At 72.0% G+C, this 25,782-nt stretch carries 26 protein-coding genes; 15 read left to right on the top strand and 11 right to left on the bottom strand.

Annotation, left to right across the window (positions count from 1 at the left end; all coding sequences use genetic code 11):
* Window positions 1–41 precede the first annotated feature (41 nt).
* From ligD (AB0368_RS05495) to AB0368_RS05480, 4 genes are read left to right on the top strand one after another with little or no spacing between them, the layout of a single operon-like run.
* Window positions 42–995 (top strand): non-homologous end-joining DNA ligase, encoded by a 954-nt coding sequence (gene ligD, locus AB0368_RS05495; RefSeq protein WP_366152572.1) that lies wholly within the window; start codon window positions 42–44, stop codon window positions 993–995.
* Window positions 988–1,890, top strand: coding sequence for a non-homologous end-joining DNA ligase (ligD, locus tag AB0368_RS05490; RefSeq protein ID WP_366152910.1), 903 nt, complete (start codon window positions 988–990; stop codon window positions 1,888–1,890). The genes ligD (AB0368_RS05495) and ligD (AB0368_RS05490) overlap by 8 nt, the downstream gene beginning before the upstream one ends.
* 40 nt (window positions 1,891–1,930) lie before the next feature.
* The gene (locus tag AB0368_RS05485; RefSeq protein ID WP_366152571.1) at window positions 1,931–2,272 is read left to right on the top strand and encodes a PadR family transcriptional regulator; all 342 of its coding nucleotides are present in this window, start codon (window positions 1,931–1,933) and stop codon (window positions 2,270–2,272) included.
* On the top strand, window positions 2,269–3,282 hold the full coding sequence (locus AB0368_RS05480) for a hypothetical protein (RefSeq protein WP_366152570.1): 1,014 nt from the start codon (window positions 2,269–2,271) through the stop codon (window positions 3,280–3,282). The genes AB0368_RS05485 and AB0368_RS05480 overlap by 4 nt, the downstream gene beginning before the upstream one ends.
* 19 nt (window positions 3,283–3,301) lie before the next feature.
* Here AB0368_RS05480 and AB0368_RS05475 read toward each other — a convergent pair whose 3' ends face one another.
* On the bottom strand, window positions 3,302–4,963 hold the full coding sequence (locus AB0368_RS05475) for a DNA repair helicase XPB (protein WP_366152569.1): 1,662 nt from the start codon (window positions 4,961–4,963) through the stop codon (window positions 3,302–3,304).
* Between the two features lie 192 nt (window positions 4,964–5,155).
* Window positions 5,156–7,585, bottom strand: a complete 2,430-nt coding sequence (locus tag AB0368_RS05470; protein ID WP_366152568.1) for a helicase-associated domain-containing protein — start codon at window positions 7,583–7,585, stop codon at window positions 5,156–5,158.
* A gap of 83 nt (window positions 7,586–7,668) precedes the next feature.
* Here AB0368_RS05470 and AB0368_RS05465 point away from each other — a divergent pair, with 83 nt between their 5' ends.
* The 3 genes from AB0368_RS05465 (at window position 7,669) to AB0368_RS05455 (ending at window position 8,935) form a co-directional block, all read left to right on the top strand.
* A complete protein-coding gene (locus AB0368_RS05465; protein WP_366152567.1) occupies window positions 7,669–7,878 on the top strand; it encodes a hypothetical protein in 210 nt (69 codons plus the stop codon).
* Window positions 7,875–8,486 (top strand): HAD family hydrolase, encoded by a 612-nt coding sequence (locus AB0368_RS05460; protein WP_366152566.1) that lies wholly within the window; start codon window positions 7,875–7,877, stop codon window positions 8,484–8,486. Before AB0368_RS05465 ends, AB0368_RS05460 begins: the two co-directional genes overlap by 4 nt.
* A gap of 62 nt (window positions 8,487–8,548) precedes the next feature.
* A complete protein-coding gene (locus tag AB0368_RS05455; RefSeq protein WP_366152565.1) occupies window positions 8,549–8,935 on the top strand; it encodes a cold-shock protein in 387 nt (128 codons plus the stop codon).
* A gap of 52 nt (window positions 8,936–8,987) precedes the next feature.
* On the opposite strand, the gene AB0368_RS05450 is transcribed toward AB0368_RS05455, so the two are convergent.
* The 3 genes from AB0368_RS05450 to AB0368_RS05440 form a co-directional block, all read right to left on the bottom strand.
* A complete protein-coding gene (locus AB0368_RS05450; RefSeq protein ID WP_366152564.1) occupies window positions 8,988–9,806 on the bottom strand; it encodes a 1,4-dihydroxy-6-naphthoate synthase in 819 nt (272 codons plus the stop codon).
* 110 nt (window positions 9,807–9,916) lie between these two features.
* Window positions 9,917–10,570, bottom strand: coding sequence for a futalosine hydrolase (locus tag AB0368_RS05445; protein WP_366152909.1), 654 nt, complete (start codon window positions 10,568–10,570; stop codon window positions 9,917–9,919).
* Between the two features lie 5 nt (window positions 10,571–10,575).
* A complete protein-coding gene (locus AB0368_RS05440) occupies window positions 10,576–12,417 on the bottom strand; it encodes an MFS transporter (protein WP_366152563.1) in 1,842 nt (613 codons plus the stop codon).
* 199 nt (window positions 12,418–12,616) lie between these two features.
* Between AB0368_RS05440 and AB0368_RS05435 the strand changes: the two genes are divergently transcribed.
* Window positions 12,617–13,459, top strand: a complete 843-nt coding sequence (locus AB0368_RS05435; RefSeq protein ID WP_366152562.1) for a DUF3027 domain-containing protein — start codon at window positions 12,617–12,619, stop codon at window positions 13,457–13,459.
* A gap of 9 nt (window positions 13,460–13,468) precedes the next feature.
* On the opposite strand, the gene AB0368_RS05430 is transcribed toward AB0368_RS05435, so the two are convergent.
* A complete protein-coding gene (locus AB0368_RS05430; RefSeq protein WP_366152908.1) occupies window positions 13,469–13,681 on the bottom strand; it encodes a DUF2530 domain-containing protein in 213 nt (70 codons plus the stop codon).
* A gap of 254 nt (window positions 13,682–13,935) precedes the next feature.
* Here AB0368_RS05430 and AB0368_RS05425 point away from each other — a divergent pair, with 254 nt between their 5' ends.
* The 3 genes from AB0368_RS05425 to AB0368_RS05415 all read left to right on the top strand — a co-directional run bounded on the left by AB0368_RS05425 (window position 13,936) and on the right by AB0368_RS05415 (window position 17,384).
* Window positions 13,936–15,414, top strand: coding sequence for an NCS2 family permease (locus tag AB0368_RS05425; RefSeq protein ID WP_366152561.1), 1,479 nt, complete (start codon window positions 13,936–13,938; stop codon window positions 15,412–15,414).
* A gap of 102 nt (window positions 15,415–15,516) precedes the next feature.
* Complete coding sequence (locus AB0368_RS05420; RefSeq protein WP_366152907.1) at window positions 15,517–15,960, top strand: MarR family transcriptional regulator; 444 nt, start codon at window positions 15,517–15,519, stop codon at window positions 15,958–15,960.
* A gap of 68 nt (window positions 15,961–16,028) precedes the next feature.
* Window positions 16,029–17,384, top strand: a complete 1,356-nt coding sequence (locus AB0368_RS05415; protein WP_366152560.1) for an MFS transporter — start codon at window positions 16,029–16,031, stop codon at window positions 17,382–17,384.
* Here the strand turns inward: AB0368_RS05415 and AB0368_RS05410 are convergent.
* Window positions 17,370–18,032, bottom strand: coding sequence for an FCD domain-containing protein (locus AB0368_RS05410; protein ID WP_366152559.1), 663 nt, complete (start codon window positions 18,030–18,032; stop codon window positions 17,370–17,372). The two genes, AB0368_RS05415 and AB0368_RS05410, sit on opposite strands and share 15 nt — an antisense overlap.
* Window positions 18,033–18,055: 23 nt before the next feature.
* Here AB0368_RS05410 and AB0368_RS05405 point away from each other — a divergent pair, with 23 nt between their 5' ends.
* From AB0368_RS05405 to thpR, 3 genes are all read left to right on the top strand, one after another.
* A complete protein-coding gene (locus AB0368_RS05405) occupies window positions 18,056–19,264 on the top strand; it encodes an MFS transporter (RefSeq protein WP_366152558.1) in 1,209 nt (402 codons plus the stop codon).
* 89 nt (window positions 19,265–19,353) lie between these two features.
* Entirely contained in the window at window positions 19,354–19,803 is a 450-nt protein-coding gene (locus AB0368_RS05400; protein ID WP_366152557.1) for a hypothetical protein, read from the top strand.
* Window positions 19,804–19,812: 9 nt separating this feature from the next.
* Window positions 19,813–20,304, top strand: a complete 492-nt coding sequence (gene thpR / locus AB0368_RS05395; RefSeq protein WP_366152556.1) for an RNA 2',3'-cyclic phosphodiesterase — start codon at window positions 19,813–19,815, stop codon at window positions 20,302–20,304.
* A 1-nt stretch (window position 20,305) separates the two neighbouring features.
* On the opposite strand, the gene sepH is transcribed toward thpR, so the two are convergent.
* Window positions 20,306–21,391 (bottom strand): septation protein SepH, encoded by a 1,086-nt coding sequence (sepH, locus tag AB0368_RS05390; RefSeq protein WP_366152555.1) that lies wholly within the window; start codon window positions 21,389–21,391, stop codon window positions 20,306–20,308.
* Between the two features lie 203 nt (window positions 21,392–21,594).
* On the opposite strand from sepH, the gene AB0368_RS05385 reads away from it, so the two are divergent.
* On the top strand, window positions 21,595–22,035 hold the full coding sequence (locus tag AB0368_RS05385; protein WP_366152554.1) for a GNAT family N-acetyltransferase: 441 nt from the start codon (window positions 21,595–21,597) through the stop codon (window positions 22,033–22,035).
* Here the strand turns inward: AB0368_RS05385 and AB0368_RS05380 are convergent.
* The 3 genes from AB0368_RS05380 to AB0368_RS05370 all read right to left on the bottom strand — a co-directional run bounded on the left by AB0368_RS05380 (window position 22,032) and on the right by AB0368_RS05370 (window position 25,609).
* Window positions 22,032–23,288 (bottom strand): histidinol-phosphate transaminase, encoded by a 1,257-nt coding sequence (locus AB0368_RS05380; RefSeq protein ID WP_366152553.1) that lies wholly within the window; start codon window positions 23,286–23,288, stop codon window positions 22,032–22,034. The genes AB0368_RS05385 and AB0368_RS05380 overlap by 4 nt on opposite strands.
* A 62-nt stretch (window positions 23,289–23,350) precedes the next feature.
* Window positions 23,351–24,472 carry a phosphoserine transaminase gene (gene serC / locus AB0368_RS05375; protein WP_366152552.1) on the bottom strand — a complete coding sequence of 374 codons (1,122 nt, stop codon included), beginning with the start codon at window positions 24,470–24,472 and terminating at the stop codon, window positions 23,351–23,353.
* A gap of 30 nt (window positions 24,473–24,502) precedes the next feature.
* Window positions 24,503–25,609 (bottom strand): citrate synthase 2, encoded by a 1,107-nt coding sequence (locus AB0368_RS05370; protein WP_366152551.1) that lies wholly within the window; start codon window positions 25,607–25,609, stop codon window positions 24,503–24,505.
* Between the last annotated feature and the right edge of the window lie 173 nt (window positions 25,610–25,782).

Here is a 25,782-nt window from a genome sequence, read left to right as displayed (position 1 = left end):
GACCCCTGCGTAAGGTGTTCGTGCCTGCCTATGGTGATCAGGTGCCGGGTGCGCCGTTGTCTCCCATGCTCGCGACGGCGGGGCCGCTCCCGCTCGGCGCGGGCTGGAGCTACGAGTTCAAGTGGGACGGCGTCCGGGTCCTCTCCTCGTTCTCCGGCGGTGCGCCGCGGCTGTGGGCCCGTTCGGGCACCTCCGTGAGCCTCGCCTATCCGGAGATCGCCGCGCTGGCATTGCCGCCCGATTCACTCCTCGACGGCGAAATGGTGGTCCTCGACTCGGCCGGACGGCCGTCCTTCACCTCGCTTGCCGAGCGGATGCACGTCCGGGACCCCGGCAAGGCGGCCCGCTTGGCGGTCACACTGCCGGTCACGTACATGATCTTCGATCTGCTTCGGTACGCGGGGGAGCCGCTGCTCGACCTCCCGTACCAGCAGCGGCGCGCCCGCCTCGAGGAGCTGGACCTGGGCTCGGGGCCGTGGATGGTGCCACCCGCCTTCACCGACGGGCGGGCGACCGCGGCGGCCGCACGCGAGAACAGCCTCGAGGGCGTGGTCGCCAAGCGGCTGGACACGCCGTACGTGCCGGGAGTCCGCTCGCCCGACTGGGTCAAGGTGAAGTTCGACCGGACCGGCGACTACGTGATCGGCGGGTGGCGGTCCGGGGCCCGGCGGCTCGGCGGCCTGTTGGTCGGCCTGCCGGGACCGGGCGGCCGGCTGCGCTTCCGGGGCCGGGTCGGCGGCGGGATCGGCGGGGCGGCGGAACGCGAGCTGCTGTCCGTGCTGGCGCCCCTGGCCACCCCCGAATCCCCGTTCGCGGCCGGTGCGGTGCCCAGGGAGGATGCGCGCGGCGCCCACTGGGTAAGCCCGGAGCTGGTGGTCGAGGTGCGCTACGGCAACCGTACGCCGGACGGCCGGTTGCGGTTCCCACGCTTCCTGCGGCTGCGCCCGGACAAGACGCCCGCGGAATGCGTGGAGGAGGACGACGATGGTGGGTGAGCGCTTCGCCGTCCAGATCGACGGTCGCGACCTGGAACTGTCGAACTTGGACAAGCTCATGTACCCGGCCGCGGGCTTCACCAAGGGCGAGGTCATCGACTACTACACGCGCATGGCGCCGGTGCTGCTGCCGCACCTGCGGGGCCGCGCCCTCACCCGGATCCGCTATCCCAACGGTGTCGAGGGCGCCCACTTCTTCGAGAAGAACGCGCCGGGCGGGACCCCTTCATGGGTACGCCTGGAGACGCTGCCCGTTCCGGGGTCCACCAAGTCCCGGGAGACCATCGACTTCGTGGTCGTCGACGAGCTGGCGACCCTCGTGTGGGTCGCGAACCTGGCGTCGCTCGAGCTGCACACCCCGCAGTGGCGGATCGGCGAGCACCCGGACCTGATGGTGGTGGACCTGGACCCGGGTGCGCCGGCGGGGCTTAAGGAGTGCTGCGCGGTGGCGATGCTCATGCGGGATCGGCTCGCCGTGGACGGGCTGAGCGCGTACCCGAAGACGTCGGGCAAGAAGGGCATGCAGCTGTGCGTGCCGATCTCCGGCACCCAGGACTCCGAGACCGTGTCCGGCTACGCCAAGAGGGTCGCCGAGGAGTTGTCCGCGCAGGTGCCGGGCTCGATCACGGCGAAGATGGCCCGCGCGATCCGGCCCGGCAAGGTGTTCATCGACTGGAGTCAGAACGCCGCCGCGAAGACGACTGTGGCGCCGTACTCGCTGCGGGCCCAGGAGGCGCCGACCGCGTCCACGCCGCTCACCTGGGACGAGGTGGCCGCGATGGCGCTGGGGGACGAGCCCGCGCGGCAGTTCGGCGCCACGGAGGTACTTGAGCGCGTCGATGCGTACGGTGATCTGCTCGAGGATCTGCTGGAGCCCGGACCCGCGCTGCCGTGACTTCTTGAGGTACCTTGCGACGCAAGGTACCGTGTGCCGCATGGCAGACGTGGCGCAGCTCTCGACCGGCCTGCGGCGCGGGACCCTGGAGTTCTGCGTGCTGGCCATGGTCGAGCACGAGGACCGGTACGGCACCGAGATCGTGCGGCGCTTCGGCGACGAGAGCAACCTCGCGGCCTCGGAAGGCACCATCTACCCGTTGCTGTCCCGGCTGCGCCGGGTCGGCTGGCTCGACAGCAAGTGGAGCGAGTCCCCGTCGGGCCCACCCCGGCGCTACTACGCCCTCACCGACAGCGGCCGGTCGGCACTCGAGCACTTCCGCACGGAATGGGTTTCGTTTCGACAGACCGTCGACCGTCTCGTAGGGACCGGTGGGGAATGAGCAGCGACAGAATCGACGACGTCGTCGCCGAGTACCTGCACGAGATCGAACAGCGGCTGCACGGCCTGCCTGTCCTCCAGCGGCGCGAACTGCTCGGCGACCTTGAGGCGCACATCGTCAACGAGCGCGCCGAGCGGGGAGTGTCCTCGGAGGCGGAGCTGCTGCACGTGCTGGAGCGGCTCGGCAGCCCGGAGGTCGTGGCCGCGGCGGCGTACGAGGAGGCGGGGCTGCCGGAACCGACCGTGCCGCTGCCGGCGGTCTCCGTGGGATCGGCGCCGATGCCGTCCGGCGCGGGGCCGGATGCCGGTGGCCGGGTCTTCGCCGGGACGGTGACGTTCGCGTCGTCGTCGCGCTTCAGCGGCCGGGCCGAGCGGACCGCGCTGGTGGACACGTCGGAAGTGGCCGCGATGGTGGCAGCCGCCGGCGCCCCAGCCGCGGCGGCTGCGGCCCCGGCCCCGGCCCCGGCGTCGGTGGCTCCCGCTCCGGCCTCGGTGCCGCCGGTCTGGGTGCCGGCGGCGATGCCGGCGCCGCAGCCCTATGCGCCGCCGCAGCCCGCTGCCGTGATTCCGCCGCCGGACGATCTGCGCCGGACCCGGCCGGGGCCGTTCCCGCCGAGCGGGCCGGGACAGGGCTTCCGCGCGCCGACGAGTGCGCCGCCGCCGTTCGTCGGCGGACCGCCGCTGGCGCCGCCTCCGCTGTCGCGCCGGCCCGGGACGGGTACCGCTCCGTGGGTCCGGGCGCTGATCGCCGGCGCGTTCGCCCTCGCCTTCGTGGTCGTCCTCGGCTGCCTCGGCGGCGCGTTCCTGCTCAGCAGCGACGTTCCCGATTCGGAGCCTGCGGTGGTGGTTCCCCAGCCCGCGTCCTCGGTCTTCCCGGCCGACCCCGACGAGCCGCCCGCCGGCCTCGATGAGCAGGCCACCGAGACGGCCACCGAGCCGCCCAACGAGGAGCCCACAGAACCGCCCACCCAGCGGCCCAAGGAGCCGGCCAGGCCGACTGCGACCGAGTGAGCCGACCCCGGTCGGCGGTTCAGTCGATCTGCGGAAGGGGCGGCCCCAGCACGTCGTCGGCGTCGACGATCGTGTACGCGTACCCCTGCTCCGCCAGGAACCGCTGCCGGTGCGCCGCGTACTCGGTGTCGATCGTGTCCCGGGACACCACGGTGTAGAAGTGGGCCTGGCGCCCGTCCGCCTTCGGCCGCAGCACCCGGCCCAGACGCTGTGCCTCCTCCTGGCGGGAGCCGAACGTGCCGGACACCTGGATCGCCACCGCCGCCTCGGGCAGGTCGATGCTGAAGTTGCCCACCTTGGAGATGACCAGCGTGCGCAGGTTGCCGGCGCGGAACTCGTCGAAGAGCCGCTCCCGCTCCTTGTTGGTGGTCGAGCCCTGCACGATCGGGGCGTCGAGGTACTCACCCAGCTGGTGCAGCTGGTCGATGTAGCCGCCGATCACCAGCGTCTGGTCGCCCGCATGCTTCTCCACCAAGGCGCGGACCACGGGCAGCTTCGTACGAGCGGTGGCCGCGACCCGGTAGCGCTCCTCCGCGTCGGTCACCGCGTACGCCATGCGCTCCGCGTCCGTCAGCGTCACCCGGACCTCGGTGCACTCCGCGGGGGCGATCCAGCCCTGCGCCTCGATGTCCTTCCAGGGCGCGTCGTAGCGCTTCGGTCCGATGAGCGAGAAGACGTCGCCCTCGCGGCCGTCCTCCCGGACCAGGGTCGCGGTCAGGCCCAGGCGGCGGCGGGCCTGCAGGTCGGCCGTGAAACGGAAGATCGGCGCCGGCAGCAGGTGCACCTCGTCGTAGATGACCAGGCCCCAGTCGCGGGCGCCGAAGAGGTCGAGGTGGGTGAAGGCGCCGCCGCGGCGGGAGGTGAGCACCTGGTACGTCGCGATGGTGACCGGGCGGATCTCCTTGCGTTCGCCCGAGTACTCGCCGATCTCCTCCTCGGTCAGCGACGTACGGGCGACCAGCTCGCGCTTCCACTGCCGGCCGGCGACCGTGTTGGTCACCAGGATCAGCGTCGTCGCCTTGGCCGTGGCCATCGCGGCGGCACCGACCAGCGTCTTGCCGGCGCCGCAGGGCAGCACCACCACGCCGGAGCCACCGGCCCAGAAGCCCTCCACCGCCTCCTGCTGGTACGACCGCAGCGTCCAGCCGTCCTCGGCCAGCTCGATCTCGTGCGCCTCGCCGTCCACGTACCCGGCCAGGTCCTCGGCCGGCCAGCCGAGCTTGAGCAGCGCCTGCTTGAGGCGGCCGCGCTCGGAGGGGTGCACGACGATCGTCTCGTCGTCGATGCGGGCGCCGAGCATGCCCGCGAGCTTCTTGCTCTTCGCCACCTCCACCAGCACGATCTTGTCCAGCCCGCGCAGGACGAGCCCGTGCGTCGGGTCGTTGGCGAGCTGGAGGCGGCCGTACCGGTCCATGGTGTCGGCGACGTCGACCAGCAGCGCGTGCGGGACCGGGTAACGGGAGAACTTGATCAATGAATCGACGACGCCCTCGGCGTCGTGACCTGCGGCCCGGGCGTTCCACAGGCCGAGCGGGGTCAGCCTGTACGTGTGCACGTGCTCGGGCGAGCGCTCCAGCTCGGCGAACGGCGCGATGGCCATCCGGCAGGCCTGCGCGTCGGGGTGGTCGACCTCCAGCAACAGGGTCTTGTCGGATTGCACGATCAGGGGTCCGCCGCTCACCAGGGTGCCCTTCCACGAACGAGAGAAGACCCTCCAGTGTGACACGGCCCCCGGCTCTGACACGGCCCTCGGCAAATGCGGGAAACCTTGACCGCTCGTGCAACCCTGCTGCACAGGTAGGCGTTTATCGATCGAGGAACACGGCGGCGGATCGCGCGCGGCGGGGGAAACGGGGGCGCGCGGTCCCGGCCGTCACTCCTCCAGCACGGCCGCGGTCACCCGGTGCAGGGCGAAGGTATGCAGCGTTTCGGTCCGTTCGTCCTCGGCGCGCAGGTATCCGGCGCTGAGCGACACCGCGCGCACCAGCCGGGACAGCGTCGCGCCGTGCGCGTCCACGTACCCGACCCAGACCCTGGCCTTGTCCCGGACGGCCTGCTGCAGCACGGCCATGGCCTGGGTGTGCGCCTGCACCGACGTGAGTCCGGGCACACTCTGCCCGTTCGCGGCCCGCACGGTGACCGGAGCACGCCGGGCCGCCCGGGTCGCGATGTCGCCGCGGCGGATCTGCTCGACCACCCCGGCCAGGCGCGGACCGGCCAGCAGCGGTCCGGCGGGCTCTGCGATCCGCGCTGATACGGGTGTACGGCCGGGAGCCCGGCGCACCTTGGGCCGCGACAGCACGGCCGATCCGGCGGCGTCCTCGGCGACCGGGGCGAAACCGGCGTCCCGGAGCGCACCCAGCAGCCGGGCCAGCTGCAGCGGACTGACCAGCACCGTGGGGGCCAGCCTGCGCAGGGAAGCGGTGGTCAGCCGCTTGTCCGCGAGCACCTCGGCGATCAGCGCCTCGTCGTCGCTGCGGACGTAGGAACCGGCCGACCCGGCGCGCAGGCCGCCGTGCTTACGGGCGGCGTCGTCGATCAGATACGTGAGCGCCTGCGGGATCGGGGTGCGGGACCGGCGCTGGAGGAGGCCGTGCAGGTCGGTGGCCGCGTACCCGACGTCGAGGGCGCGGCGCACGCTCGCCGGCGTGACGCGGTGCACGCTCGCGCCGCCCGCCGACTCCAGCTCGGCGATCACTTCCAGCTCCGCCGCCAGCTCCGGCTCGGGCGGGCCGGGCACCACCACCGAAAGGTCGGCCTGCACCAGCACGTGGTCGACCGGCGCGGGCAGGAGTGCGTCGAGGGCCCGGACCGCCTCGGACACCCCCGACATCCGCTCACCGCCCGGACCGGCGCCCAGCGGGTCGCCCTCGGCCCGGTCGTCGCCGGACTCCAGCAGCCGGCCGTACGAGGTGAGCGCCCCCCGCCCGCTCAGGCCCAGGGTCGCCGCGCCGGCGAGGGCGTCGCGGTGTGTCTGCTCACGGCCCCGGGCCCGGCGCGGTGCCTGCCAGGCGAGCAGGGCCAGCACGTCGTCGGCCGCCGGCGCGGTGCCCGGCGGCAGCTCGGCGAGCGCGGCCAGCACCTCCCGGCGGGCCTGCGGGGCGCCCGCCCGCTCGGCGTCCGGGGAGAGGGCGTTGATCGGCTTGTCCCGGTCGTCGCGCTGCCCGACCAGCCCCGGCTGGCGAGTCATCACCAGCCACCCGGTGGCCAGCGCCCACCAGCGCTGGGCGACGCTGAGCGCCCGCCAGAGGTCGTACGCCCCGGTGGGGAGGAAGATCTCGTCGGCCGCGCCGGTCGCCCGGCTGGTGGTCACGCCGCGGGCGGTGCCGGCGACGTCGGACTCGCCGAGCAGCCCGGCGGCGTACGCCACCTCGAGCAGCAGGGCGGTGGCCGGCTCGTCGGCACCGGCGGCGCGGGCGAGGCGCTTGAGATCGCGTACGCCCAGACCACCGGTCTTGAGCACCGGGGCCGGCTCGCCGGACAGCGCCTCCAGCAGCGCCTCCGTGGTGCGTACGGCCTCCATGACCTGGCCGGCGCCCGCCGAGTCGACGGACTTGAGGTCGCGGACCGGGCCGGACGGGGACGGCGGGAACGGCCGCAGCTCGCCCAGCGGGCCGGAGTCGCGGCGCAGCAGCAACCCCACCTCGCGGGGAAGCTCGACCAGCTCGCCGTCGGGCCGGGGAGCGCGGCCGGCCTCCGTGACCGGCACCAGGATGTGCTGGTCGATCAGCCACTGCACCGGCTCGGCGACCGTGCCGCCCGAGCTCAGGGCGCCGACCGGGGGGCCCGCAGCGAGCCGGTCCAGCACGGCCCGTGCGCCCGGGGGAGCGGCCAGGACCGTACGGCGCAGCTTGGCCCGGTCCGCGCATAGGGCCGCAGCCTGCGCGTCCAGGTAGTCGGCGGGACGCCCGAGGCCCGCCGGGTACGGCGAGGTCACCTCGTCGACCGCACCGACGACCTGCAGCGCCTCCTCGGGCCCGTGCAGCAGGAACCGGGCTCGCAGCCGCCCGACGGCCACCCGCACGTCGTCGGGCGAAGCCGCGGCGGTCAGCGCCATGATCGCGGAGACCGAGGTCAGCGCGGTGTCCTCGCCCCGGCTGAGCCGCGCCGCGTCCAGCACGGCGAGCGTGAACTCGTCCAGCGCGTCCAGGCAGCGGGCCACCGAGCCGCGGGACTGAGCTCGTACGGCGAGGGCGGAGATGTCGGCGGGTACGGGCACGACAAGATCGGGACGCAACTGGATGAGCGCGCCCAGGGCGTCGTCGGAGAGGGACCGGAGCTGGTCGGCGAATGCGGTGGCCATCGTCCTCAACGCTAACCGCCATGGGACGATTGGCGGGGGCCCGGGGCGTGGCTGGGCCGACTGAGCGACCAAGGGGAGTGACTGTGGGGGCGAACAACAAGATGCCGGGTACGGCGGTGGAGGCCGGCGCGGCCACCCAGAAGCCGGGCCGGGAGTCCTCGATCAAAGAGGGGCATCTCGCCGTATCCGAGCTGATCAGCGACCGTGCGGCCGCCCCTTCGCCATTCGGTGACGACCAGACCTTCCCGCTGCCGGTGGAGCGCTTGACGTACACCCCGACCACCACTCCGTGAGGTCGGCGGTCGGGTTCGACCTGGACATGACCCTGATCGACTCCCGGCCCGGGATCCGCGCGGCCTATCGGGCGCTGACCGAGAAGACCGGCGTGTACGTGGATGCCGATCTCGCGGTCACGCGCCTGGGGCCGCCGCTGCGGACCGAGCTCAGCGAATGGTTCCCCGAGCCGGACGTCGAGGAGGCCGTGACCACCTACCGGGCGCTGTACCCCGAGCACGCCATCGCGCCCACCGTTCCCATGCCGGGGGCGGTGGCCGCGCTGGCCGCCGTACGGGAAAAGGATCTTCGGGTCGTGGTCGTGACGTCCAAGCTCGGGCGGCTGGCGGCATTGCACCTCTCGCACCTCGGCATGGAATACGACGAGCTGGCCGGGGATCTTTTCGCGGAGGGCAAGGCCGCGGCGCTCACCGAGCACGGCGTGCGCTGGTACGTGGGCGACCACGTGGCCGACATGGTCGCCGCCCGGACGGCGGGCATCCCCGGAATCGGCGTGGCGACCGGACCCTGTTCGGCGCAGGAACTGCTCGAAGTGGGTGCGGCGCACGTGCTGCCGGACCTCACCGGCCTCCCGGTTCTGCTACGGGAGATAACGGTTGGGTCCTGACCCGGCGGCTCGATAACCTTGCCGTGAGCAATCGAGTCCATTGAGTGAAGTTGAGGTCAGCGGTGCCCACGGGTCGAGTGAAGTGGTACGACGCGGCGAAGGGTTTCGGCTTCGTCACCAGCGACGAGGGCGGGGACGTGTTCCTGCCCAAGGGTGCCCTGCCGTCCGGGGTCGCCGACCTCCGGGCGGGCCAGCGGGTCGAGTTCGGCGTGGTGGACAGCCGCAAGGGCGCCCAGGCGCTGGGCGTGAAGGTGCTGGACGCCCCGCCGTCGGTGGCCGAGCTGCGCCGCCGCCCGGCCGACGAGCTGCACGGCATGGTGGAAGACATGATCAAAATTCTGGAGGCGAAGGTCCAGCCGGACCTGCGCCGAGGGCGCTACCCGGACAAGCGGGCGGCGCAGAAGATCGCTCAGCTCGTGCACGCGGTGGCGAGCGAGCTCGAGGTCTGAGCCCCGTTCCCGATCGAAGGCCGCCCCTCGGGGCGGCCTTCGTCATGTTTCGTCATGGCAGCAGGCTCGGCACCGGTGGGGTCAGCCCGGCTGCGGCGGCCCGGCCCAGCAGGGCGTCCGCCGCCGCGAGACCGTCCTTGCCCAGGTCCAGCGTGAATTCGTTGACGTAGAGCCCGATGTGCTGCTGGACCACCCCGGGCTCCATCTCCTGGGCATTGGCCAGCACGAACTCCCGGCTCGCGGCCGGATCGGCCCAGGCCATGCTCACGGAGGTACGGATCCACTCGGCGGCCGCGTGCGGGTCGACGGTGCCCCTGCGGGCGAGGATCGCGCCGAGAGGGATGGGCAGGCCGGTGTCGTCCTCCCACCACTCGCCGAGGTCGGCCAGCGCGGTCAGGTTGTAGCGCGGGTAGGTGAAGCGGGCCTCGTGGATCACCAGGCCGGCGTCGTACGTCCCGTCGGCCACGCCCGGCATGATCCGGTGAAAGGGCACGACCTCGATGCGCGCCGGCTGGTTCTGCTGCGACCAGAGGCGGAACAGCAGGTATGCCGTCGTGCGGTCACCGGGCACGGCCACGGTCGCGCCGCTCAGGTCCCCGTCGTGGCCCTCGCGGGTCAGCACGAGCGGCCCGCAGCCCCGGCCGAGGGCCCCGCCGCAGGGCAGCAGCTCGTACGCGTCCAGCAGCCACGGCAGCGCCGCGTAGCTGACCTTGACCAGGTCGAACTCGCCGCGCTCGGCCGCGGTGTTCGTCACGTCCACGTCAGCGAACGTGAGGTCGACCGGCTCGGCGCCGGGGACCAGCCCGTGCACGAGGGCGTGGAAGACGAAGGTGTCGTTGGGGCAGGGCGAAACCGCCAGAGAAAGCGCCACGTCCCTCACGGTAGCCAGGTTGGGCGGCGGGATGCCCGTACGCGTGGGTGTCTGCATCGCCACACGTCGGCTGCCCCACACCGGCCGTACCCGGGGCGTCGTCCACAGAGTTATCCACAGGCCTTCGCGGCGGCGTCGGTGAGAGCGGAGAATGCTTCTGCGAGACGCCAGGCGGCCCGGTCGCGGGGGCCGACCGCGTTGGAGATCGTGCGCAGCTCCGCGAAGGGCACGCCCGCGTCCCGGGCCGCGCAGGCCACGCCGTACCCCTCCATCGCCTCCGCGACCGCGGTGGGGAAGCGGCTCAGCAGACCGGCGGCGGTGCTGGCGGTGCCGGTGACCGTGGCGAGGGTCAGCACGTCCCCGACGACGGCGTGCGGGAGGGATGTGAGCAGGGCCTCGAGGAGAGATTTGTCCGCCTCGGCGATGCTGCTGCCGAAGCCGAGCTCCTCGACGGGCAGGAAGCCGTCCGGGGTCTCGGCGCCCAGGTCGGCCGCGATGCTGCGTGCGCCTAGGACGGTCGCGCCGACGTCAGCTCGGCCGGCGAAGCCTCCGGCGATGCCGGCGCTGAGTACGGCCTGGTAGAGGGTGCCGCGCGCTTCGGCGAGGGCGAGGAGGCGGGCGGTGCCGGCGGCTGCCGCGGCCGGGCCGACGCCGACGGGTGCGACGTGGACGGTCGCGGCGCTGGCGCTGGCGCTGGCGCGGGTGCCGGAGCGGATGGCTTCTGCCTCGGCTTCGACGGCAGTGACGATGAGCAGTCGGTGGATGGGCGTCACGGGCTGGTCTCGTCGCGGGCCGGGTCGGTGCCGTTCTTGGCGGACGACGGGCGGTAGATGTGGAAGCCGGGCGGCGCCAAGTGGTCGTCGTTCCGCGGGTTGTCGGGCTGCCTCGGTGCCGGGGCCGCCGCCGATGCTGGTGCCGAGGCCGATGCCGGGGCTGCCGCCGGGGTTGGGGCTGAGGCGGGGGACAGCGAAGGTGGCGGTGCGTCGGTGGGCGGGGCCGGGGGCCTGCGGGCCTTGGCGCCGGAGCGCGAGAAGAGGCGGCGCTTGGAGATGGGCGCGGGCGGGGGTGCCGCGGCACCCGACTTCCGCGCCGCCGTCGCGGCCGAACCGCCTGGGGCCGCGGTCGCAGGAGTGTCCGGGCCGCCCGGGGCGGTCGGGAACGCCGGGCCGCCCGGGGCAGGTGACGTCGGGATCGGCTCGGTGGGGGTCTCGGTGGGCGCCTCGGCTCCCGTGGGATCGTCCGCCGCGACGTCCGGGCGGCCGTGCAGCCGTTCCTTGTGCAGGCGGCCGGCCACGATCGTGCCTCGTACCGCTGCCGCCACCGCGAAGACCGCCGCCACCGCGATGCCGATGCGGCCGTCCAGGGGGATGATGCCGACCCCGCCGCCGACCACCCAGGCGATCATCAGCACTGTCTCCGAGTGCGCGAACGCGCTGGCCCGCAGCCGCTCCGGGACCCGCTCCTGGATGCTCGCGTCCACCGCGAGCTTGGAGATGCCGCTGAAGATCGAGGCCACCAGCGACAGCAGCGCCACCATCGGCAGGGTGAAGAAGATCGCCGCGAGGACCGCTACGCCGGCCGTGATGGTCAGGCCGCTGGACTGCAGGGCCACCGGGCGGCGGATGCGCAGGCGGGTGCCGATCGCGGTGGCCAGGAATGTGCCGACCGCCAGTGCGCCGCCGACCAGGGCCACCGCGCCCTGGCTGCCGATGTCGCGGCCGAAGAAGTCGGTGTCCAGGCCCTCGGCCTTGACCGCGAACGCCAGGTAGAGCAGGAGGAAGCCGTACAGGCAGCGGAAGCTCGCGCTGCCGACGAGTGTGTTGATGACCAGGCTGCCGGACAGCGGACGGTCCGGACCGCGGCGCAGGCGCAGCATGGTGCGCAACGGCCGGGGCACCTCTTCGGGCGGATCGGAGTCGGCGCGTGGCGGCAACCGGAGGGAGATCACCATGCCGATCACGAAGATGATCGACGCGACCCGCAGCGGCCACTGCGGACCGAACTCGAAGGCGAGCAGGCCGATGGGGGCGACCACCGCGCCCGCGAAGGTGCCGTAGACGCTGGCCCGGGCACCGACCTGGGACAGGCCGACGCCTTCCGGCAGCAGGCGAGGCACGGCCGCGGAGCGTGCCACCCCGTACGCCCTGGACAGAGCCAGCACGCCGAACGCGGCCGGATACAGTCCCCAGCCGAGCAAATTGCCCGCGATGACGTACGCCAGGAACGCGCGGCCGAGCATGGTCACAGCGAGTGCGTACCGGCGGCCGTGGCGGAAATGGTCGAGCAGTGGGCCCACCACCGGGGCCAGCAGCGCGAACGGCACCATCGTCACGAGCAGATAGAGCGCCACCTTGCTGCGGGCCTCGCCCAGCGGCACGTTGAAGAAGATCGTGCCGGCCAGCCCGATGGCGATGAGCGTGTCGCCGGCACACGAGATCGCGTGCAGGTCGAACAGGCGGATCATGCCGATCTCGTTGGCCGCGCCGCGGGCGCGGGCGTCGCCCACCCGGCGGGTCGCCCACGCGCTGCCGCGCAGCCCGCCTCGCACCAGCATCCGCATCGCCTTGACGCCGGTGCCGACGGTGCGTCCGATCGTGGGAAGCAGCGGCATCGCCCCATCCTGTCGCATGGAGGCGACCCGCGTCGCCTCGCGGGCGCGGAGTGCCGGGGTTCGCGTCGTGAGGCGGCCAATTCGGCGGCTTCAGCCGGAGGCGCTGTGCCGGTGGTTCGCGTCGTGGAGAGGCCAATTCGGCGGGCGGCGCGACCCGCTTACGCGGATTCGGGGGACTCGTTGCCATCGGGGTTGGCGGGTGAGGGACAATGACCGGGTGACGACCAGGACCACCGGGAACCGTGCCGCCCGACTCGACCAGGTCTGTGCGGATGCGGTCGGCGTCGCCCGGGGCGCCATCACCGATGTGGACGCCGCCGATATCGGCGAGCATCTCGAGGCGGTGGCCGAAGGCGACCGGGTTGTGACCCACTTCTTCGACAGCCACCTCGCCGGCTACAAGGGCTGGCGCTGGGCGGTGACCGTGACCCGCGTCCCGCGCTCGCGGCACGTCACCGTCTGCGAGACCGTGCTGCTGCCCGGGCCCGATGCGCTGCTCGCCCCCGGCTGGGTGCCGTGGAACGAGCGGGTGCAGCCCGGCGACCTCGGCGTCGGCGACCTCATGCCGACCGCGCCCGACGACGATCGGCTCGCGCCCGGCTACGTGCTCAGCGATGACGCCGCCGTGGAGGAGGTCTCCTGGGAGCTCGGCCTGGGCCGGTCCCGGGTGATGTCCCTCGAGGGCCGCATGGAGACGGCCCAGCGGTGGTACGACGGCGAGCCCGGCCCGGAGGCCCCGATCTCCGCCGCGGCACCCCGCACGGCCCGCTGCGGCACCTGCGGCTTCTACCTGCCGCTCGCCGGGGCGATGCGGACGATGTTCGGCGTCTGCGGCAACCTGTACGCCCCCGACGACGGCCGGGCGGTCAGCGCCGACCACGGCTGCGGTGCGCACTCCGAAGCGCTGCTGGGCACCTCGGAGCAGCCGGTCGAGGAGCTTCCGACCGTCTACGACGACAGCGAGGTCGAGGCGGTGGCGGTCAGCCGGGCACACGGTTCCGTCGAGGCGAGCGAGCCCGCCGAGGACTACGGCCACAGCTGAGCGAGGAGCTCAGCCCTGGTCGGTCACCGTGAATTCGGGGTGACTGAGCGCGCGGCGGCGGCGCCGGTGGGCGTCGTGGCGGAGCATCGTGATCAGGCCGGGGATGCCGACGAGCAGGCCGGCGAGGCACGTCCAGAGCCAGTCGTCCGGGGCATGCACGAGCAGCAGAACCACGCCTGCCACGGCGAAGGCCGCCATGCCGGCCAGCGCGAACGGCACCATGGGCGGGTCGAGCGGCTCCGGCCTGGGCTTCGTGCCGGTCACCGCGTCCAGCCCGGGTACGTGCCGCTCCGGACCGGTGCCGGGCGTGGTCGCGTGCGGGGTGGGGGAGAGGTCGGCCACGTGTTGAGCGTACGTCTCGCGAGATCGTCCGTGGGGACGCGTGACGGTTGTAACAGTTCCGACCTTTTACCGAGGTCAATGGTCTGATTCGATGCCCGTAACAACCGCCGCATGTCCCGCGTGGAAGGGCTCCGATGGCCACTGCTGCCGCCGATGCGAATGTCGGCTCGTCCGGGCGTACCCCCGGAAATGGTTTTGATCGTTTCTTTCAGATCTCGGCTCGGGGCTCGACGGTCGGCCGGGAGGTCCGGGGCGGGTTCGCCACGTTCTTCACGATGGCCTACATCGTGGTGCTCAACCCGCTGATCCTTGCCGCCGGGGTCGACGCCACCGGGGCGAAGCTGCCGATCACCGCCCTCGCGGCCGGTACGGCCCTGGTCGCCGGCGTCATGACGATCCTCATGGGCGTCGTCGCGCGGTTCCCGCTGGCGCTCGCCGCGGGGCTCGGGGTGAATGCGCTGGTGGCGTACGAGATCGCGCCGGAGATGACCTGGGCCGACGCGATGGGTCTGGTGGTCATCGAGGGTGTCGTGATCGCCCTCCTGGTCCTGACCGGGCTGCGGACCGCGGTCTTCCGGGCGGTGCCGACCGAGCTGAAGACGGCCATCGGCGTCGGCATCGGCCTCTTCCTCATGATCATCGGCCTGGTGGACGCCGGGTTCGTGCGGCGCATCCCGGACGCCTCCGGCACGACGGTGCCGGTCGAGCTGGGCATCGGCGGCAAGCTCACGAGCTGGCCGCTGCTGGTCTTCTGCCTGGGACTGTTGCTCACCCTGATTCTTTTCGTACGCCGGGTGAAGGGCGCGATCCTGATCGGCATCCTGGCGACCACGGTGCTCGCGATCGTGGTCGAGGCGATCGCGAAGATCGGCCCCTCTTTCGTCGACGGAAAGCCGAACCCGGCCGGCTGGTCGCTGAACGTGCCCCGGCTTCCCGAGAAGATCGTGGACACCCCGGACCTGTCGCTGCTCGGCAAGTTCAACGTCCTGGACTCGTGGGGCCGGGCCGGCTGGCTGGTCGTGCTGATGTTCGTCTTCACGCTGCTGATCACCGATTTCTTCGACACCATGGGCACGATGGTGGCCGTCGGGCAGGAGGGCGGGCTGCTCGACGCCGAGGGCATGCCGCCGCGGACCCGGGAGATCCTGCTCGTCGACTCGGTCGCGGCCGCGGCGGGCGGCGCGGCGAGCGTGTCGAGCAACACCTCGTTCATCGAGAGCGCGTCGGGTGTTGCCGAGGGGGCGCGTACCGGGGTTGCGAACCTGGTCACCGGGGTGCTGTTCCTGCTGGCGATGTTCCTGGCACCGCTGGTCACGGTGGTGCCGTTCGAGGCGGCGTCCACCGCGCTGGTCGTCGTCGGCTTCCTCATGATGACGGCCGTGCGGCAGATCGACTGGACCGACTACGAGATCGCCATCCCGGCGTTCCTGGCGATCACCCTCATGCCGTTCACGTACTCGATCTCCAACGGCATCGGCGCGGGGATCATCTCGTACGTGGTCATCAAGCTGGCGGTGGGCAAATCAAGGGCCGTTCACCCTCTGCTGTACGCCGTAGCCGTGCTGTTCGTCCTCTACTTCCTGCGCGGCCCGCTGGAATCGGTGCTGCTCTGACGGACGCGGTGAGTCACCGGGTGCGTTACCGTGCCCGGTGACTACGGTCATAGGCGTATCGGATGTCGTTAGCCAAGCTCATTAGCTAGGCTAATTAACGTGATGGAGCGGTCGGTGGCGGAGCGGACTTCAGCCGAGCAGCTGGCCGTCGGGCTGCGCGAGGCGATCACCCGGCTCAACCGCCGGGTGCGCCAGGAACGCCCGGTCGGCGATCTGACGTTCAGTCAGCTCTCCGCCCTGACCAGCCTGCAGCTGGCCGGGGCGCTGACGCCGCGTGAGCTCGCCGATGTCGAGCGGGTGCAGCCGCCGACGATGACCAAGATCGTCGGCAAGTTGGAGGAGCGCGGCCTGGTCGCGCGAACGCCTCACCCGACCGATCGCCGCCAGGTCATTCTGGCCGCGACCGAGCAGGGCCGGGTCGTGTACGCCCAGTTCGAGAAGGCTCGCAACGAGTGGCTGGCGAAGCAGCTGGCCGAGCTCACCCCGGACGAACGCGACACGCTCGAACGGGCGGCGCAGATCCTCCAGCAGGTCGCCCGGGCCTGACCGCCCCCGCCTCCTGTCGTTCCGTCACACGGCGATGACGCGTACGACTGAGGAGGAGGCGCACCCGAGTGCGGGCAGTGCTGAGCACGACATTCCGGTCCCTGCATATCCCTAACTACCGAATCTTCGCGACCGGTCAGCTGGTGAAGCTGATCGGCGTCTGGATGATGTTCACCGCGCAGGACTGGCTGGTGCTCGACCTCTCCGGCAACTCGCCGGGAGCGCTCGGCGTGGTCACCGCCCTGCAGTTCCTGCCCGTGCTGCTGCTCACCCTCTGGGGCGGCAAGCTTGCCGACCGGTACGACAAGCGCAAGCTGCTCATCCTCGCCAACGCGGTCTTCGCGATCACCGCGATCGTCTTCGCGATCCTGGTCGCGGCCGGGATCGTGGTGCTCTGGCACGTGTTCCTGTTCGCCTCGCTGCTCGGCGTGGCGAACGCTGTGGAGACACCGGTCCGGCAGTCGTTCGTCTCGGAGCTGGTGGAGCTCCCGTTGCTGCCCAACGCGCTGGCCCTGTCCGCGGCCACCTTCAACACCGCCCGGATCGGCGGCCCGGCGCTGGCCGGTGTGGCGCTCGCGCTGTTCGGCACCGGCCCGGTGTTCCTCATCGCGACGGTTCTCGCCATCGCGCCGGTCTTCAGCTACTGGCGCATGCGCCCCGCAGAGCTGCATCGCGCCGATCGGCGCCCCAAGGCCGGGGACACGAGGATCGTCGACGGGCTGAAGTACGTCCGGAAGCGCGACGACCTGCTGCTGCCGATCGGGCTCATGGCGGCCATCGGCATGATCGGCTTCAACTTCCCGGTCACGCTGGCCGCCCTCGCGAAGATCGACTTCCACGCCGGGCCGTCGTCTTTCGGCCTGCTCACCACGGCCCTGGCAGTGGGTGCGCTCTGCGGTGCGCTCGCCGGCAGCGGCCGTCGCAGCCGGCCGGGTGCCTACCGCGTGCTCGGCGCGGCGCTGATCTTCAGCGTCTTCGAGACCGCGGTGGGGTTCGCGCCGACCTTCCTCGTCGCGATGATCCTGCTGGTGCCGACCGGCTTCTTCTCCATGTACCTCGCCCAGGCTGCCAACCACCGGGTCCAGATGGGCGTCGACGCGCAGTACCGGGGACGCGTGATGGCGCTCTACGTGCTCGTGTTCCTCGGTACGACGCCGGTCGGTGCGTCGCTGGCCGGTTGGTGGGGTGAGCACTTCGGGGTGTCGTCCAGCATCTGGGCGGCCGGCATCGTCTGCCTGTTGGCGTCCGTCGCGGCCCTTGTCTGGCAGCTACGGGTGAGCGGCGACAAGGTCAGCGTCAGCGTCGGCCCCCGGCCCCGGCTTACGCTGATCCGCAGCGAGGCGGCGGAAGTGGGGGAGGCGGAAGTCGGGGAGGCGGAAGTCGGGGAGGCGGAGCGAGCCCCGGCCCGCTCAATCGCCGCCTGAGATCAGCGACGCTTCGGCGGTGGCGGCCGCGGCGTCTCCTGCGCGGATGGCCTCCAGCAGGCCCTGGTGTTGCATGTACTCCTCGGGGCTCAGCGACGCGCCGAAGTGACCGCTCAGCGACTCGCGGATCACCTCGCCGAGGTCGGCGTAGAGCTCGGTCAGCACCTCGTTGTGGGAGGCCGCCACCACGGCCCGGTGGAAGGCCGCGTCGGCGTCGACGAACGCGTCCCGGGCGCCCGTGGCCCAGGCCTGCTCGCGCTGGGCGTACAGGGCGTCGAGGCGGCCGAGGTCCTCGTCGGTGCGGCGGCGGGCCGCGAAGCCGGCGGCCGCAGCCTCGAGCGTCCGGCGCAACTCGCGGACCTGCCCGGGGTCGGCGGCGGCGAAGCGGCGTTGCATCACGCCGGCCAGCTCGCTGGTAGCCGCCACATAGGTGCCCGAGCCCTGCCGGATGTCGAGCAGCCCGTTGTGGGCCAGCGCGCGTACGCCCTCCCGCACGGTGTTGCGCGCGACGCCGAGCTGGGCGACCAGCTCGGGCTCGGTCGGGATGCGGGAGCCGACCGGCCACGCCCCCGATGTGATCTGGTGGCGCAGCTCGGCTATCACCCGGCCGGCGAGCGGCTCGGTACGAGTGACCGGTCCTAAATTCATCCCATGATTCTATGATGGGTTCCATGACGATGACCAGCACCCGCTTCCCGGCCGGCCGCGCCGGGCGCACCCGTGCCCTGGCCGTGGCGGCGCTGGTGCTGGCGGCGATCAACCTCCGTCCGGCGATCACGAGCCTGGGACCGGTGCTGGCCGAGGTGCGCGACAGCCTCGGCATGAGCGCCGCCGTCGCCGGGCTGCTCACCTCCGTGCCGGCCCTGTGCTTCGCGGCGGTCGGCTCGGCCGCGCCGCTCCTGGCCCGCCGCTGGGGCACGGGCGGGGCGGTCGCCGTCGGCGTCGCGGCGCTCGCGTGCGGCCTGGCCGTACGGCCCTGGGCCGGTGGAACGCCCCTGTTCCTCGCGTTGACGGCGTTGGCGCTCGCCGGCATCGCGCTCGCCAACATCCTGCTGCCGGTCGTCGTCAAGCAACGGTTCCCGGACCGGGTCGGGGCCATGACCGGCCTGTACTCCGTGGCGCTGAACTTCGGCGCCTCGACGGCGGCCGCCGTGACCGTGCCGGTGACCGCCGGGTTCGGCGGCGACTGGCGGCTTGGGCTGGGCCTGTGGGCCGTGGTGGCCGCGCTCGCCCTGCCACTGTGGATCCTGCTCGCGCGCGATCGGGCCGGGGAGACGCCGCCCGGTGGCGCGGCAGTTGTCGAGCCGGACCTGCGGCTGCGGCACCAGCCGATGGCCTGGGCGCTCGCCGTCTACTTCGGGCTCCAGTCCACCGCCGCGTACGTGATCATGGGCTGGCTGCCCCAGGTGTTCCGCGACGCGGGGATCCCGCCGACCACCGCCGGCCTGCTCTTCGCGGTGACGGCGCTGCTCGGCGTACCGCTGTCGTTCGCGCTCTCCGCGGTCGCCGGCCGCCTGCCCCGGCAGAGTGGGCTCGCCGTCGGGATCGGTCTCTTCGGCCTCGCCGGCTACGCAGGACTCTGGGCCGCCCCGGCCGCGGCCCCCTGGGTGTGGGCGGTGTTGCTGGGCGTCGCGAACTGCGCCTTCCCGCTGGCGTTGACCATGATCGCACTCCGGGGGCGGAACGCGGCGGTGGTCGTGCGGCTGTCCGCTTTCGCGCAGAGCGCCGGATATCTCCTGTCGATCCCCGGTCCCATCGTCGTCGGCGCCCTCTATCAGCACAGCGGCAGCTGGCGGGTGCCGCTGGCCCTCATGACGTTCCTGATGCTGCCGCAGATGGTGGCCGGCTACCTCGCCGGCCGGGACCGGCAGATCGGCTGACGACGGGCCCGCCCACGGCTGGATCCTGGCAGACCGAGTCATCCGAACGGCTGTCTCGCTTCGCTTTCCGGAAGGCTTAGCGTCATCCCGTGGCAATCACGCACATCGTGGTGCTCGCGATGGCGCTGGTGGCGCTGCTGTGCCTGCCGTGCGCCGTCGCGGTCGTCGTCTGCACGGACGCCGTGGCCGCCCGCCGCCCCTGGGCGCGGGGCCGGCGGCGGGAGCTCCATGCCCTGCGCTGCCTCGATCGCCGGCTGAGCGGCGCCGACCCGTTCGTCCGGCCGCCGGCACCCGCCCCCGGCATCGAGGAGGTGGCCGCCGATCTGCGCCGGCTGGCACGGCAGCGGTCCAGCGGTCCCACGCTCGAGTCCGCCGCGTGGCTGGCCGCTGTGCTGCGGGCGTACGACCACCGCCTCGTGGTCGCCAGCGAGGCCCTCGGCGTGCGGCATCACCTGGCCGCGCTGGACGGGATGGACCGGGACCTCGAACGGATCCGGGTGGAGGAGGAGCTGCGTGCCGCGGGGTTGCGCCTCCGCTAGGTTCTCGGCGTGCGGCTTTTTGTGGCGGTGTACCCGCCGGACGACGTACGGCGGGATCTGCGCCGGCGGCTGACCGAAGCGGTGGCGGGACGCAGCCTGCGCCTGACGGCGCTCGAGAAATGGCATGTGACGCTGGCGTTCCTCGGCGAGGTGTCCGGCGAGGGGCTTCCCGGGCTCGAGGACGCCCTCGACCGGGTCGTGCTGCCCCGCGGCCGGGAGCTGCGGCTGCGCGGCGGGGGCGGGTTCAGCGGCCGGGTCACGTGGGCCGGCGTGGAGGGACAGCTGGGCGATCTCAGCGACCAGGTGCGCCGGGCCGCGAAGGAGGCCGGGGTGTCACCCGACGAACGGCCCTTCACCGCGCACCTGACCGTCATGTACGCCCATGACGATGCTGTCCGCACGGCCCTGGAGACCTACTCCGGGCCGCCGTGGACGCTGGACGAGATGACGCTGGTCCGCAGCGACCCGGCCGGCACCTACACCACCCTGCGAACCTGGTAGCTCAGGAGCTCTCGCGCGCTGCCGGGCCGCCGCCGAAGAGGACGTCGTCCCAGCTCGGAAGGCGCTTGCGCGGCTTCGCTGCCTCCTCCGACTCGACCTCCCCGGGCTGGGCGCCGACCGTGCGGCGCGGCCGGAGGACGGCCAGGCTGGGCACCGCCGGGACTTCCTTGGGCAGGTCGGCGTCGTCGTCGAAGGCCGAGCCGGCACCGCCGCCGAGCAGCGCCGCAGCGCCGCCGGCGACCGGGCGGCGGGTCTCCTGGGCGGCCGGCTCCAGGCCGCGGCCGGGACGCTCGTTGCCGAGCGGCCGGTCGAGGGAGGCGAGCAGCGCGTCGCGCCCGGCCCGGATCGGGTCACGGGTGGGGCGCGGAGAGTCCGTCGTGGGCAGGCCACGCCCGCCGCGGGCCGGCTCGGCGCCACGGGTCGGGCCGGGCAGGCCGTGGCCGCCGCGCTCGTGGGCGCTGCGCTCGGGCGCCGGCTCCTGACCGAGGATCTGGGTGGGGCGTTCGGCGCACAGATACTGCGCCATGTCGTCGTGCGGCGAGACGACCTGGCGGCCCTTGTCGAGGTCCCAGACGGCCTGCGCGGTGGCCTTGCCGGACGGCCAGGTGGCCACGATGCGCCAGGTGCCGTCCTCGCGCCGGAACGCGTCCCAGGAGATCTTCTCGGTGTCGATGCCGTGCTGGGCGAGCCGGCTGTCGACCACCTCGGCCAGCGGCGCGCCCGAGTCGGACGTCTTCAGCCGGGTGCGACGAGCGTGCTGGGCGAGCATGGCCCGCTCCTGGAGCACGGGACCGGCGTAGCGCAGGACGCGGTCGACCGGAACCCCGGCGACGCGCGCGACGTCCTCGGCGGACTCGCCGGAGCGGATCCGGGCCTGGATGTCCCGGGGTGACAGGATCGCCATGGACTCGGCGTTGGCCACGGCCACGGCGTTCGCCGTCGTGGGCACCGCCACGGCTCCGCCCTCGTGGTGCAGGACGGTGCTCACCCGGTCGTCGATGGGAAGTGCCAGGAGCCGGCCGACCTCGTCGGCGAGCACCAGGGCCTGACCGTCCTCGGAGAGGGCGACGAAGCGTACCGGCCGCATGCGTTGCCTCCGTCCCGTCGCTAACTCGGCTGTTGATCGGATATAGGTCCCGAGAGTCAGCCACCCGGGCACGTTTTGGAACACGGTACGCGTCGCGATCACTCGATGGTGGTAAGCCACGCCGTTCAACTTGCTGACCTGCGAAGATGATCTTCACTGGATAACCTGTTGCCCGGGCCCGTCACCCACCCTACAAAGACGGTATGGCAGTCGAACTCCGCCCGGTGACCAAGGACGACTTCCGCGCCGTCATCAAGCTGGAAGTCGGCCCGGACCAGGCCGATTTCGTCGCCCCGAACGTCGTGGGCATCGCCGAGACGCATGTCTATCCGGAGGCCGAGCCGCGCGCCGTCTACGCGGACGGCCAGCTCGTCGGCTTCGTCCTGCTGCATCCCGGCGGGCGGGCCGGCGAGCACGTGCTGGTCCGGCTCATGATCGACCATCGGTTCCAGGGTCGTGGGCTCGGCCGGCAGGCGCTGGAGGCCGCCGTCGAGTATGCGGGGCGCGAACACAAGGCGGAATCCGTACGGCTGAGCTTCGTGCCGTCGAACGCCCGCGCCCGCGCCCTCTACCTCTCCGCCGGTTTCGTGGCGACCGGCGAGATGGACGACGGCGAGGTCGTCATGGTGCGCCACCTCGGCTAACCGTTGGCGGCGCGGCGCGCGGTGTATTCGGTGGAGCGGTGGCCGGGGTACTGGATGAGGTTGTCGGGTTCCTCGTCGGCGGTGTTCCAGCTGCGGCGGGTGTCGAGCGGGTCCTCGTCGTACGCAGGCCGCACCCGGAACTGGCGCCCGTAGTCCATCATCCCGTCGATGAGCCGGTCCACGTCGCGGGCCGGGCGCACGACCAGGCGCATGAACTGGCTGGTCATGCCGAGCTTGTTGCCGCACTCGCGGGTGTAGACGCCGTGGTTGGCGACCAGGTAGTCGCGCAGGGCCACCCCGGACCACTCGGTGGGCAGCTTGACCAGGATGAAGTTGCCCTGGGACGGGAAGACCGTCAGGCCGGGGATGCGGGCCAGCTCGCCGGCCATGGTACGGCGGTCGCGGCTGAGCAGGCGCAGGCTGTCGTCGTACTCGGCGTCGTGCTCCTGGATCATGTAGACGACCTTCTCGGCCAGCGAGTTCAGGTTCCACTTGGGCAGCGCCTTGCCGATCCTGCCGGCGATGGCGGGGTTGGCCATCAGGTAACCGAAGCGGATGCCGTGCAGGCCGAAGTTCTTGCCGAGGCTCTTGAGCACGACCGTGTTGGGGCGGATGACCGCGTCCGGGCCGACCGACGGGTACTGCTCGGCGTCGGAGAAGTCGATGAAGGACTCGTCGATCACGACCAGGTCCAGGTCGCCGAGCGCGTCCATGAAGCGGATGACGTCGCGGCGGGCGAGATAGCCGCCGTCCGGGTTGTTGACGTTGCAGACCACGGCGACGCGGGAGCCGCGGTCGCGGATGAAGCGGACGTAGTCGTCGAGGTTGAGACGGAACGCGTCGCGTTCCTGCAGCGGGAACATGTCGACGCGCTTGCCGGTCTCCAGTGGCTGGTCGGTCCAGCGGCCGAACGTGGGGATCGGGATCGCCACGCTCTGCTTGATCAGCAGGTGGTCGATCCAGGTGATCAGCTCGGTGGAGCCGTTGGCCATCGCCACCGTCTGCGGGTGCAGGCCGAGCACACTGGCCAGCTTGTTCGTGATGCTGTGCGAGTCGCTGGGGTAGTACTTCAGGATGTTCTTCAGGTCGCGGGAGAGCTCGTCGAACATCTCCGGCGTCGGGAAGTACGGGTTGCACGGAATGCAGAAGTCGACGATCTCCGCACCTTCGTCCATGCTTCGAGAAAGATCGAAATAAGAGGCGCTGTGCGCTCCCTTGTGCAGGATCGAGGTGTCGATACCGGTCCGGGCCACGGCGACTCCTTCACATCCATCGACATTGCCGTCCGTCAGTACGGGCGGCAGCCGTGGATCGTTCAGAGTCGCTCGATGACGTGGTCGATGCAGCGGGTCAGCGCCTCGACATCACTCGGGTCGACAGTGGGGTAGAGGGCCACCCGGAGCTGGTTGCGTCCCAACTTGCGGTACGGCTCGGTGTCCACGATCCCGTTCGCGCGGAGCACCTTCGCGATGGCCGCGGCGTCCACCCCGTCGGCGAAGTCGATCGTCGCCACCGCGTTCGAGCGAAGTGCCGGGTCGGTGACGAAGGGTGACGCCACGGCCGAGCGGTCGGCCCAGCCGTAGATCGCCGCGGCGCTCTCCGCGCTGCGCTTGGCCGCCCAGCCCAGGCCACCCTGCGCGTTCATCCAGTCGACCTGCTCGGCCGCGAGGAACACGGTGGCCAGCGCGGGCGTGTTGTACGTCTGCTCCAGCCGCGACTGCTCGATGGCGGTGACCAGGTCCAGGAACTGCGGGATGTACCGGCCCGACGCCTTGATCTCGTGGGCCCGCTCGATGGCGGCCGGCGACATCAGCGCGATCCACAGCCCGCCGTCGGACCCGAACGCCTTCTGCGGGGCGAAGTAGTAGACGTCGGTCTCGGTGAGGTCGACGTCCAGGCTGCCGCCGCCCGAGGTGGCGTCGGTCAGCAGCAGGGCACCCGGGTCGGCGCCCGAGACCCGCTTGACCTGCACTGCCACGCCGGTCGACGTCTCGTTGTGCACGCTCGCGTACGCGTCGACGCCCGCCTCGGCGGTCAGGTGGGCCGCGCTGCCGCCGGGAGCCTTGTGCACGGTCGGCTCGGCGAGGAAGGGCGCGTCCTTCACCGCCTTGACGAACTTCGCGCCGAACTCGCCGAACTCGGCGAACTGGGCCTTGTCGCGGATCAGCCCGAAGGCGGCGATCTCCCAGAACGCGCTGGTGCCGCCGTTGCTGATGATCACCTCGTAGCCGCCCGGCAGGGAGAAGAACTCCGCGATCCCGGTGCGCAGGCGGGCGACCTGGTCCTTCACCGTCTTCTGCCGGTGCGACGTACCCATGAGGGTCTTCGCCACCCGGGAGAGCGCCTCGACCCCCTCCGGCCGCACCTTGCTCGGACCGGAACCGAACCGGCCGTCGACGGGCTTGAGGTCGTCGGGGATGCGGATCGGGTCAGTCACGGGGGGTCCTTCCGGGCGGTGGCGAAGCGACTACAGATTATGCGGGACGGCGTCCCAGCCCTCCACGTCCTGCGGCTTGCGGGCCGACGGTCCCACATAACGCGCACTGGGGCGCACGATGCGACCGAGTTTCTTCTGCTCCACGATGTGCGCGCTCCAGCCGGCCACCCGGGCGCAGGTGAACATCGAGGTGAACATGTGCGACGGGACCTCGGCGAAGTCCAGGACGACCGCCGACCAGAACTCCACGTTGGTGGCCAGCACCCGATCCGGCTTGCGGGCCTGAAGCTCGGCGAGGGCGGCGCGCTCGAGCGCCTCGGCCACCTCGAAGCGGGGCGCACCCAGCTCCTTGGCCGTACGCCGGAGCACGCGGGCGCGCGGGTCCTCGGCGCGGTAGACCCGGTGGCCGAAGCCCATCAGGCGCTCGCCGCGGTCGAGCACGCCCTTGACGTACGCCTCCGCGTCGCCGCTGCGCTCGACCGCCTCGATCATGTGCAGCACCCGGGAGGGCGCGCCGCCGTGCAGGGGGCCGGAGAGCGCCCCGATGCCCGAGCTGATGCAGGCGGCCGCGTCCGCACCGGTGGAGGCGACGATCCGGGCCGTGAAGGTGGAGGCGTTGAGCCCGTGCTCGGCGGCGGAGATGAAGTAGGCGTCGACCGCCTTGACGTGGCGCGGGTCGGGCTCGCCACGCCAGCGCTTCATGAACCGCTCGACGATCGTCTGGGCCTTGTCGATGTCCTTCTGCGGCACGGCCGGCAGGCCCAGCCCGCGGGCGGCCTGCGCCACGAACGACAGCGCGGTGACCGACACCCGCGCCAGGTCGGTGCGGACCTGGTCCTCCTCGATGTCCAGCAGCTGGGAGAGCCCCCAGTACGGCGCGAGCATGGCGACCGCGGACTGCACGTCCACCCGGATGTCGCCGGAGTGCACGGGCACGGGGAACGGCTCCGCGGGCGGCAGCCCGGGGCCGAACCGGCCGTCGACCAGCAGCGCCCACACGTTGCCGAAGGACACCTGGCCGATCAGGTCCTCGATGTCGACGCCGCGGTAGCGCAGGGAGCCGCCGTCCTTGTCGGGTTCGGCGATCTCGGTCTCGAAGGCGACGACGCCCTCCAGGCCCGGCTTGAAATCGGACACGACGCCTCCTGGGAGTTCCGGCTGGACGAAAGCCGTGGATGCTTCATCTTGCCCGCCGGTGACCGGGAGGTCGACCCGCGGAAATGTGCTGTCTGCGACACCTATCCTTCCTGAGGGGACGGGCCGCCGTACGCGACTTAGGTTCGTTGGGTCGATCTCGGAAAAGGAAAGCA

Source organism: Actinoplanes sp. NPDC051475 (genome assembly GCF_040689425.1).
Lineage (GTDB): Bacteria > Actinomycetota > Actinomycetes > Mycobacteriales > Micromonosporaceae > Actinoplanes.
The sequence above is the reverse complement of the archived record's forward strand: the minus strand, read 5'-3'. Positions and strand labels throughout refer to the sequence as shown.

Coding starts and splice junctions, on each gene's coding strand:
- AB0368_RS05420 (WP_366152907.1), top strand. CDS start 15,517: ATGGAGCGGTCGGTGGCGGAGCGGACTTCAGCCGAGCAGCTGGCCGTC.
- AB0368_RS05470 (WP_366152568.1), bottom strand. CDS start 7,585: ATGGCCACCGCATTCGCCGACCAGCTCCGGTCCCTCTCCGACGACGCC.
- AB0368_RS05480 (WP_366152570.1), top strand. CDS start 2,269: ATGAGCAGCGACAGAATCGACGACGTCGTCGCCGAGTACCTGCACGAG.
- AB0368_RS05405 (WP_366152558.1), top strand. CDS start 18,056: ATGACGATGACCAGCACCCGCTTCCCGGCCGGCCGCGCCGGGCGCACC.
- sepH (WP_366152555.1), bottom strand. CDS start 21,391: ATGCGGCCGGTACGCTTCGTCGCCCTCTCCGAGGACGGTCAGGCCCTG.
- AB0368_RS05485 (WP_366152571.1), top strand. CDS start 1,931: ATGGCAGACGTGGCGCAGCTCTCGACCGGCCTGCGGCGCGGGACCCTG.
- AB0368_RS05440 (WP_366152563.1), bottom strand. CDS start 12,417: ATGCCGCTGCTTCCCACGATCGGACGCACCGTCGGCACCGGCGTCAAG.
- AB0368_RS05425 (WP_366152561.1), top strand. CDS start 13,936: ATGGCCACTGCTGCCGCCGATGCGAATGTCGGCTCGTCCGGGCGTACC.
- AB0368_RS05410 (WP_366152559.1), bottom strand. CDS start 18,032: ATGAATTTAGGACCGGTCACTCGTACCGAGCCGCTCGCCGGCCGGGTG.
- AB0368_RS05385 (WP_366152554.1), top strand. CDS start 21,595: ATGGCAGTCGAACTCCGCCCGGTGACCAAGGACGACTTCCGCGCCGTC.
- AB0368_RS05430 (WP_366152908.1), bottom strand. CDS start 13,681: ATGGTGCCGTTCGCGCTGGCCGGCATGGCGGCCTTCGCCGTGGCAGGC.